Source organism: Verrucomicrobiota bacterium (assembly GCA_027622555.1).
In the GTDB taxonomy this organism is placed as follows: Bacteria; Verrucomicrobiota; Verrucomicrobiia; order Opitutales; family UBA2995; genus UBA2995.
On sequence record JAQBYJ010000166.1, the window covers coordinates 1 to 9,656 of the forward strand.

7 protein-coding genes are annotated in these 9,656 nt (G+C 49.1%); 6 read left to right on the forward strand and 1 reads right to left on the reverse strand.

The genetic code is table 11. From position 1 onward, the window contains the following. Positions 1 to 641 precede the first annotated feature (641 nt). Entirely contained in the window at positions 642 to 2,240 is a 1,599-nt protein-coding gene (locus O3C43_23440) for a solute:sodium symporter family transporter (GenBank protein MDA1069438.1), read from the reverse strand. Positions 2,241 to 2,584: 344 nt separating this feature from the next. Between O3C43_23440 and O3C43_23445 the strand changes: the two genes are divergently transcribed. The 6 genes from O3C43_23445 to O3C43_23470 all read left to right on the forward strand — a co-directional run bounded on the left by O3C43_23445 (position 2,585) and on the right by O3C43_23470 (position 9,359). Further along, entirely contained in the window at positions 2,585 to 2,749 is a 165-nt protein-coding gene (locus tag O3C43_23445) for a hypothetical protein (GenBank protein MDA1069439.1), read from the forward strand. A 67-nt stretch (positions 2,750 to 2,816) separates the two neighbouring features. Continuing rightward, positions 2,817 to 2,981: a hypothetical protein gene (locus O3C43_23450; GenBank protein MDA1069440.1), complete on the forward strand. Its 165-nt coding sequence runs from the start codon at positions 2,817 to 2,819 to the stop codon at positions 2,979 to 2,981. A gap of 118 nt (positions 2,982 to 3,099) precedes the next feature. Next, positions 3,100 to 4,353, forward strand: a complete 1,254-nt coding sequence (locus O3C43_23455; protein MDA1069441.1) for a TolC family protein — start codon at positions 3,100 to 3,102, stop codon at positions 4,351 to 4,353. Between the two features lie 35 nt (positions 4,354 to 4,388). Continuing rightward, entirely contained in the window at positions 4,389 to 5,654 is a 1,266-nt protein-coding gene (locus O3C43_23460; protein MDA1069442.1) for an efflux RND transporter periplasmic adaptor subunit, read from the forward strand. 85 nt (positions 5,655 to 5,739) lie between these two features. Beyond that, positions 5,740 to 8,943: a CusA/CzcA family heavy metal efflux RND transporter gene (locus tag O3C43_23465; protein MDA1069443.1), complete on the forward strand. Its 3,204-nt coding sequence runs from the start codon at positions 5,740 to 5,742 to the stop codon at positions 8,941 to 8,943. An 83-nt stretch (positions 8,944 to 9,026) separates the two neighbouring features. Continuing rightward, positions 9,027 to 9,359: a DUF3147 family protein gene (locus tag O3C43_23470; GenBank protein MDA1069444.1), complete on the forward strand. Its 333-nt coding sequence runs from the start codon at positions 9,027 to 9,029 to the stop codon at positions 9,357 to 9,359. Positions 9,360 to 9,656: the final 297 nt, after the last annotated feature.

Here is a 9,656-nt window from a genome sequence, read left to right on the forward strand (position 1 = left end):
GACAAGGACCGGCAATGGCAAAAGGAATCAGCGGGGGCAGGTTTTGATTGTTGACTGAGATGCTCCTGTTCAAAGCATTTTTCTAAACGGAAAAAAGATACAAATTTTAACCACCAGTCTTCGCCAGGGCTACGACAAGGCACGGCTGATGACACCGATTTTCACTGATGAAAAAAGACAAAATCATGGAGGACAGAATAATGGCGAAGGCTCTGTCCCTACGGATTGAGAAAGCAAAAAGGACACGCCGCTCCTTCCAAATTTCGAATACAAATGATTCTGTGCCTATGATTCTGTGAAAAATAATGATTTAAGGATTTTGCGTAATTCTGCGCTTTTCGTAGTTAGGTATTTTTCTTCGAACTTATTTTAATACCAGCTATTCGCGAGATCACTGTGATTGGTTGAGATATGACAACTTTGCTTTAAAAACAAGATTCTACCGGATAGTAGTAAGGGGGCACGGAATATAGGTGAAAATGCTTCTTCTCGAAACTCCTCAGTGTCCTCCTTGTCTCCTCGAGAGACCTGTTCCTCAACGCTCTTTAAGCGGCGAGGCATCAGGGCAAACTTACGCTTCCTACTACGCCTTGCAGATTTCGAAGGACACTGTAGCGCTTCACAAGATTAGCGCTATGGTATTAAAACCAATGGAGGAATGCATACATCCCGATAACTGTGGCTACGACCAGGCTGCCAGCCAGGTGTGTGCCAGACCATTGTTCCATGTTGGTGGTTCCAGATGATTGCAGATCATAAGCTGGAATGATGCGGTCAATTGGGCGCATTTTTCCGAAGACCCACATGGTAAGTATCAGCAATGCAAAAGTAATTCCAGTGATGTGCAGCCAGTGAATGGTTGCTCCATTCCATGTTGGTTTTACAAACCAGTTGGCGAGCACGTATAAACCAATTCCGACAAAGATAATCACTTTGGCACCCAGGGCGGGGGCTTTGCGTATAAAGATTCCGGAGACGACCAGGGCGAATACCGGTACGCTGAATGTGGCTCCGATCTGTTTCATTAAGGTAAATAATCCTGCAGGTGCGTGAATAATGAAGGGAGCGGCGAGCATGGCAAATATGGCAAGTCCAATGCCAAACATTTTACCGGCCTTTACGACCTGTTTGTCTGTCGCGTCTTTGCGAATAATGTTTTTATAAATATCCAGGCCAAAGAGCGTAGATGCACTATGTAGGCAGCTGTTGAATGAACTAAGAATAGCGCCGAACATGACAGCACTGAAGAAGCCAAGCAGCCAGGTCGGCAATACTTCCTTTACAAGCATGGGATAAGCAAGATCTCCATTGCTTAAATTGGGACCAAAAAGTTCCAGTGCAATTACTCCGGGCAGGACGAGGTAAAGGGGGCCCAAGAGCTTTAGCACGGCTGCTCCGATAACGCCTTTCTGAGCCTCTTTGAGCGATTTGGCACCGAAGGTTCTTTGAATGATGAATTGGTTGGTACACCAATAAAAGAGATTCACCATAAGCATGCCGGTAAACAAGACGCTGAAAGGAATGTTCGATTGACTGTCTCCCACCGGGTCGAGCATGGGACGTTGGTGATCGACGATGCGTTCAATGCCACCGAAAAGATGGCCGTCGCCAAGCGCCATCAAACCAAGAAAAGGAATCAATAATCCACCGAAAAGCAGGCCGACACCATTGATGGTGTCAGAAATCGCAACTGCTTCCAATCCGCCCAGAATCGCATATAAAGCGCCCACAATGCCGATAACCCACACCATGAGGAAAATGGATTGCATCTCGGTGATACCGAACACTCCGGCGACATCGAACAGTCCGTTCATGGCCAGGGCACCTGAATAAAGTATAAACGGCAGGAAACTGAAAGCGAGGGCTAGAAGAAACAACACACTGACGAAGGTGCGTGTCTGCGAATCGAACCGTTTCTCCAGGAACTGGGGAACAGTTGTAATCTGGCCAGACCAGTAAATGGGCAGGAACTTCCATGCCATGACCACCAGCGCTGTGGCTGCGATTACTTCCCAGGCAATTACAACAAAACCATGCATGTAACCTCCCCCGTTAAGCCCCACCAACTGTTCGGTGGAAAGGTTGGTCAACATCAGCGAACCAGTCACTACGAACCACGGAAGGCTACGTCCTGCCAGGAAATAATTATTTCCAATGGACTGATCGTCATTACGGGTTTTCCACCATGAGATTGCGGCCACTAAGCTGGTAAAAGCCAGGAACGACAGGAAAGCAAACATAGAGAGTTTGGGTAGGATTTGTTAAGATTGAGAAGACGGCGCGTCTAAGGTGCCGATTCGTAGAGGAGTGCGCTCTGTACTGCAAGGGGATTTCCAGAGCTCTACGACCGGTAATCCAATCAATGAGTGGGACAATTATTTACCGAATCCAATTCCTAGACCCACCCAAAAAATGTCGTCCAGAGATTCCCCCGGTTTTTCGTTGAGGGCAAACGTATAGGCTACGTAACCCGTCAATTCCATGGAGTCTGAGATGGGCGTAGAGGCTTCAATTCCAAATTGCAGGTTGTTGAGGCCACAGTTAAGACTTGCCTTTTAATATATCAGTTGGTTGTTCTTGAGGCATGACTTTCCGTAAAGTTTCAACCGCTTTTGCTTTTGCAGTCTCCTTGCTTTCGACTGTGTTACATGGTGATTTGGAAGCTGCCGGATGGATGATAGATCATGATCATGGTCACTCGCATCACGATGATACACATTCGGATGAGGTTCCGAATGCGAACGGTTAACATGATCCTGTGATTGCTCGTAGTCAGGCAGATGAGGACCGGATTTTAGTCCCATCATTTCTGGAAAATGAAGCTGCTTTCAGCCCAGCCCAGGGAGAATGGTCTAATACACCATTTAGGTTACGGACTGTTGAATATCTCTCTGGTCGATCGCGCCTTGGAAGTGCCTTTCCTACTAACTGGCAGTTTAAGTGGCGGTGTGCCGCTGAATCTACTGCTCCACCGACATTGAGCTAAGCTGTTTCGCTCCTGGTGAGCGATCAGGCATGTAATAGAAACGATCACGTCGCGCTGTGCGTAGCTGATCCCAAATGTCCTTCGATGGGCTCATTACTTCAATGCTTACTTCAATGTCTAAACGTTCAATTTTCCTATCCTATTTGGCGATCCTGGGCTTTATTCCAGGAGTCTTACTACACGCGGAAGAACCGCTTACGCTTTCAGATGCGCTTGCGATGGCGCTTCAAAAAAATCCCACTTTGCAGGTGCATGCGTTTGGGGCGCGCATGGTTGAAGCGCGCATTTTGCAAGCCGGTATCAGGCCCAATCCAAACCTCTCGGTTGAGTTTGAAAATTTCTTAGGCACCGGTGAATTGTCTGGCGTAAAAAGTCTGGAGACAACGTTGCAGCTCAGTCAGGTGATCGATCTTGCCGGTTCACGGGCTCAAAGAGTCGAGACCGAAAAAGCTTCCTTGGATGTTGCCGGTGCGGACTATGAAACGCAAAGAATTGAAGTATTCGCAGAGGTGGCTCGCAGGTTCATCGAAAGTGTGGCTGGCGAGCGAAAATTGGAAATGGCCAAGAGCGCCCGAGAGCTTAGTGAGGAAATAGTAGAGTCGGTTCGTGTCCGGGTCGAAGCCGGCCAGACTACGCCGATTGAATTAAATAAGGTACGAATTGCCTTGGCGCTCTCGCAAGTGGATGAAGAGCATTCCGAGCACGAGCTTGCCTCGAGTCGGCAGGCATTGGCTGCCATATTGGGTGAGAAGGAGCCAACTTTTGGAGATATAAATGCCGACCTGATGACTCTCTCCGAGGTGCCGGATTTTCCCTCGCTGGTCCAACGACTGGAAAAAAGCCCCGTGCTTGCCCGCTACAAGGTCGAGGCCCGGTGGCGTGAGGCGCAAGTCCAGCTCGAGCAAAGTCTGAGACGACGAGGCCCGCTCTTGAGTGGCGGACTTCGTCGGGTAGAGGCCTCTGATGATTTCGGGTTGGTCGCCAGCGTTTCCTTACCATTTCCGTTTCAAGATCAAGCGCGTGGCAATGTCCAGGAAGCGCGAGTTCGCCGGGAACAAGTGGACACCTTGGAGAAGGCTACCCGCCTGGATATGATTTCCACACTTTTTGCAGTATATCAGGAAATGATCCACGTGCGCACTTTTTTTACCCGGTTAAAGGAAGAAATTATTCCCTTGGCAGAGGAAACTAATGAGCTTGCCGAACAAGGTTACTTCAAAGGTCGTTACTCGCTTCTTGAGATGCAGGATGCGCAACGCTCGCTTATAGACCTTCGTAAACAAGTCATAGCCAACGCAGCAGCTTTTCATATTTTTGTCATCGAAATCGAACGGCTGACCGGAACCCCTCTATTGGGGGATTTTTAACTTAACACATTTTAAATATTTTATCTGACACTCCCATGAAAATAAGACTTCCCATTACAATTCTCACCGTCCTCGCCCTAGGTGGTGTAGGAGCCTTTTTGATAATTCGATCCAATGTCTCGCAGTCCGAAAACTCGTCCGATGGACATGGTGCGGCCATTGATGAAGAGGTTGTCAAAGGTCCGCACAATGGCAGAATACTCACCGACGGTGATTTTACTCTGGAGTTGGCTATCTTTGAGGAGGATGTGCCACCAGAGTTCAGAGCCTGGTTCAGTCAGGGTGGCAGAACCCTACCTCCGGAAGAGGTTGATCTTACGGTTAAGCTGATCCGACCTGGGAACAAGGTGGATACCTTTGTTTTCGCTCCAATCGAGGATTATGCCTTGGGCGACATGGAGGTGGGGGAACCTCATTCTTTCAGTTACGAGATCGAAGCGAAATATTCCGGGCGGACCCATCGGTGGGCTTTCGATGCTCCGGAAATGCAAACCGTTATAGATGAAAATGCGGCTGAGATCGCGGGCATGGAATTTGCAGCCGCTGGCCCCGCCACATTAGATGATTCATTGACGGTTTATGGCCAGGTGAAATTTAACGAGAACAAACTCGCCCGAGCGGAGCCTCGCTTTGGCGGAATTATTCTGAAGGCTGACAAATTGTTGGGCGATTCCGTAAAAGCCGGCGAGGTGGTTGCATTGGTCGAAACGAATCAGACGCTCCTCAATATGGAGGTTAAAGCTCCCATTGATGGAGTCATTGTAGAACGTACCGCGACAGCAGGGGAAACGGTATCCGATGGAGATTCTTTATATACCATTGCCGACTATTCTGAAGTTTGGGTCGAATTGAATATCCCAAAAAGAGATCAGGCCCGCGTTAGAATTGGGCAACGTGTAATTATCCATCCTGATGATGGTGGTGAAGCGGTGGTCGGTGAGATTTCGTGGATATCGCCGATTACCCATATTGAATCTCAAACAGTCGCCGCCCGGGTGGTACTTCCTAATCCCGAAGGTCGGTGGCGGCCCGGGTTGTTTATAAAAGCCGAGATTGCTCTGGGTGAAAACGTAGTCGATGTAGCTGTCAAGGAGTCAGGGATACAAAGCCTCTTCCATTTTACCGTTGTTTTTTCCCAGCATGGGGAACTTTACCAGGCTCGGCCTTTGGAGTTGGGTCGCAGAGGCGGTGGGTTTGTCGAAGTCTTGAAGGGGATCGAAGCCGGCGAACACTACGTGATTGAAAACAGCTTTCTGGTAAAGGCCGATATCGGTAAATCCGGAGCGACCCACGATCATTAGACTATGAAAAATCATTCAATGCACGAGATCACGACAATTATACAACTTCACACCCTTTCAGCAGGCTCTCTTAAACACTTACATCATGCTTGAGAAAATCATACGTTTTTCCATCCACCACCGTTGGCTCGTTCTCTTTACGACACTGGGGATTGCTGCAGTGGGCGTATTTAATTATCAGCGGTTGCCCATTGATGCAGTCCCGGATATCACGAATGTTCAGGTCCAGATAAATACCGAAGCTCAAGGGTATTCTCCATTGGAAGCAGAACAACGGATCACCTATTTAATTGAAACATCTATGGCTGGACTTCCACGGCTTGACTATACTCGATCGGTCTCGCGCTACGGGCTGTCGCAAGTGACGGTCGCGTTTAAGGACGGTACTGATATTTACTTTGCCCGTCAGCTGGTAAATGAGCGTATCCAGGAAGTGAAGTCCCAGCTTCCGGCAGGAATTGAACCGGCTATGGGCCCCATTTCAACCGGGCTTGGTGAAATATTTATGTTCACGGTTGAGTCGGAAGAAGGTGCTACAAAATCGGATGGTTCGCCGTGGACGGCCACGGATTTTCGTGAGCTACAAGATTGGGTTGTGAGGCCGCAGTTACGCAATCTCAAGGGCGTATCGGAAATTAACACCATTGGCGGTTATGTGAAACAGTACCTGGTGACGCCCTTTCCCGACCGCATGCTGGCCTACCGGATATCGTTGGAAGACATCATGGCGGCGCTGGCTGAAAACAACAACAACGTGGGCGCCGGTTATATTGAACGGTACGGGGAGCAGTACCTGATTCGGGTGCCGGGCCAAGTAAGAACGCTTGAGGAAATCAGCCAGGTGATGGTCGCCCGTCCGAATGGTCAACCCATTCGAATTGCCGATGTGGCCGAGGTAAGCTTCGGGTCTGAATTGCGAACAGGTGCTGCCACGGAGAATGGCCGGGAAGTGGTGCTTGGTACCGTGTTTATGTTGATCGGGGAAAACTCTCGTGAAGTTTCCCAACGGGTTGCCGCAAAACTTGTGGATGTTAATCGAAGTTTACCGGAAGGGGTGATTGCGGAGACGGTTTATGACCGAACTTCGCTTGTAGACCGTACTATTGAAACGGTAAAGAAAAACCTTTTGGAGGGGGCGTTGTTGGTCGTTGTTATTCTTTTCCTGCTACTGGGAAACATTCGTGCTGCATTGATAACAGCGGCTGTGATTCCTCTGGCCATGCTTTTCACCATCACAGGTATGGTTACTAAAAATGTTTCCGGGAATTTGATGAGTCTAGGCGCGCTCGATTTTGGACTGATTGTCGATGGTGCGGTTATTATTATTGAAAATTGTCTTCGGAGATTTGGAAACGAACAACACCAACTTGGTCGCTTACTGACCAAGCCGGAAAGATTTGCCCTGGCCTCCGAAGCAACCGCGGAGGTTATCAAACCCTCCATATTCGGTATTTTCATAATCACTGTGGTCTACATTCCTATTTTCGCGCTCACAGGAATTGAAGGTAAAATGTTCCACCCAATGGCATTCACGGTTGTGACCGCTCTGCTCAGTGCGATGGTGCTTTCGATAACTTTTATTCCCGCGGCTGTTGCCGTATTCGTAAGTGGAAAAATATCCGAGAAGGACAATATCGGTATTCGTGGTGCGAAATTCCTTTACCGACCGACTTTGCGTTTCGTGATGTCCGTACGACCTGCAGCAGCTCTGTTTGCAGTGGTTCTAATGATACTCGCCGGTATGACCGCAACAAAGATGGGGACCGAGTTTATTCCGAATCTGGATGAAGGTGATATCGCCTTGCACGCGCTGCGAATTCCCGGAACCAGTCTTACCCAGGCGGTCAAAATGCAAACGGAGCTGGAAGCGAAGCTGCGACAATTTCCAGAAGTGGATAAAGTCTTCGCGAAGATAGGCACGGCAGAAGTGGCGAATGACCCGATGCCACCAAGTGTGGCTGATACTTTTATCATGCTCAAACCGCGGAGTGAATGGCCGGATCCGAAAAAAACTCGAACGCAACTGTTTGGGGAAATGGAAGCTGAAGTTATCAAGATCCCAGGTAACAACTATGAGTTTCTTCAACCGATTCAAATGCGGTTCAATGAACTGATTGCGGGTGTTCGCTCCGAAGTCGCCGTCAAGCTCTATGGCGACGATCTTGATACGCTTATGGCTTCCGGAAAAGAAATCGAGGACATCATAAATTCGATACCTGGATCGGCTGATGTGAAGTTGGAGCAAATAACCGGTTTGCCGTTGTTGACCGTCGAGATTGATCGGGAAGCTTTGGCTCGCTTTGGCCTGGGGATGGAGGAGGTGCAAACGATCGTATCTACTGCGCTTGGAGGAGCAACGATTGGACAGGTCTTTGAAGGGGATCGCCGGTTCGATCTTGTCGTTCGTTGGCCTGAGGAGCTGAGGAGTGACATTGAAGCTTTGGGAACTCTCCCGGTCCCGTTACCGGAAATGGATTCTTCCGCAACGCGTGTATTTTCCGCCTCGAGCGGCCTTCTTGGAAAATCCAGTGGCACGGATCCCCAGTCGTTCGTGAGATTGCGCGATGTGGCCACCATCGAAATTGCGCCGGGACCGAATCAAATTACCCGGGAAAATGGAAAACGGCGGGTGGTAATAACGTCCAATGTCCGGGGCCGCGATCTGGGGTCTTTCATTTCAGAAGTTCAAGAACAGCTTGGATCTTTTGAGATTCCCTCCGGCTATTGGCTCGAATACGGAGGCACGTTTGAACAACTTGAATCCGCCTCGCGGAGGCTGCAAATCGTAGTTCCGGTATCCTTGTTCCTGATCTTCGGCTTACTGTTCATGAGTTTTGGAAACGCCCGGGATGCTTTGCTTGTGTTCTCAGGCGTTCCGTTAGCACTCACGGGCGGGGTATTCGCGTTATGGTTACGCGATATTCCACTCTCGATATCTGCGGGTGTGGGATTCATCGCGCTTTCCGGTGTCGCGGTGCTAAACGGCCTGGTCATGATTTCCTTCATTCGTTCGTTGAGGGAGGAAGGAATACCCATTGACGAAGCCGTGGAGGAAGGTTGTCTTACGCGCTTGCGGCCCGTCTTGATGACCGCGCTCGTTGCAAGCCTGGGTTTTGTTCCTATGGCCATTGCGACCGGAGCTGGCGCAGAGGTACAGCGCCCATTGGCCACCGTCGTAATCGGCGGCATTATCAGTTCCACTTTGCTAACTCTGGTCGTCTTGCCCGCGCTCTATCGAATGGCACACAGCGACCGTGAACTTAGAGAATTTGATGGCTTGGATATGTAATTTTGATTCAAATACAGAAAGTACATTGTTCGGTCCAAAGGTACTTTGTGTGAAACAAGGAACTCAAACCCAAATCAGGCATCATGTGGTATTATCTGCTCAAAATTCTAATCTCCGCAGTTATTGTCGCCAGCGTTTCCGAAATCGCAAAACGCTCCAGCCTCTGTGCTGCGGCATTGGCTTCCTTGCCTCTCGTTTCGCTTCTGGCTATCGTCTGGATCTACATCGACACGAAGGATGTTGAACGAATTACGACGCTCAGCAAAGACATCCTATGGCTTGTTATCCCCTCGCTGCTCTTTTTTATTTTGCTGCCCCAACTCCTTCAGAGAGGAATCGCTTTCTGGCCCTCTTTGAGTGTTTCCTGTGGAGTTACCATGACCGGCTACGCCATCATGCTGAAATTGATCGTTTGAGAATTCGGCTAAGACCCTCTAGCCCAAAGACTGTGTGTTTTCTTCGGCGTCGCTTTCAGTGCTGACTTTTGCTATTCAAATTTCCCGGGGCGTTGATTCTTTTTCATGTCTTTCAATCCTTCCATCATTTTCCTTTTTTTGGATTCGGGCATGCCGCATCCCGGCATCCTACACCTTGCAGCTAGCTGCAAGGTGTAGAGAAATTTGGAAAAGCAAAATCGTTAACATCGCGCCGCGTTTTTTAGTTTTTGTCCTAAAATCGAGTTCAATTACACTACATACAATTGGCCTGTATTT

Coding starts and splice junctions, on each gene's coding strand:
- O3C43_23440 (MDA1069438.1), bottom strand. CDS start 2,240: ATGTTTGCTTTCCTGTCGTTCCTGGCTTTTACCAGCTTAGTGGCCGCA.
- O3C43_23445 (MDA1069439.1), top strand. CDS start 2,585: ATGACTTTCCGTAAAGTTTCAACCGCTTTTGCTTTTGCAGTCTCCTTG.
- O3C43_23450 (MDA1069440.1), top strand. CDS start 2,817: ATGAAGCTGCTTTCAGCCCAGCCCAGGGAGAATGGTCTAATACACCAT.
- O3C43_23455 (MDA1069441.1), top strand. CDS start 3,100: ATGTCTAAACGTTCAATTTTCCTATCCTATTTGGCGATCCTGGGCTTT.
- O3C43_23460 (MDA1069442.1), top strand. CDS start 4,389: ATGAAAATAAGACTTCCCATTACAATTCTCACCGTCCTCGCCCTAGGT.
- O3C43_23465 (MDA1069443.1), top strand. CDS start 5,740: ATGCTTGAGAAAATCATACGTTTTTCCATCCACCACCGTTGGCTCGTT.
- O3C43_23470 (MDA1069444.1), top strand. CDS start 9,027: ATGTGGTATTATCTGCTCAAAATTCTAATCTCCGCAGTTATTGTCGCC.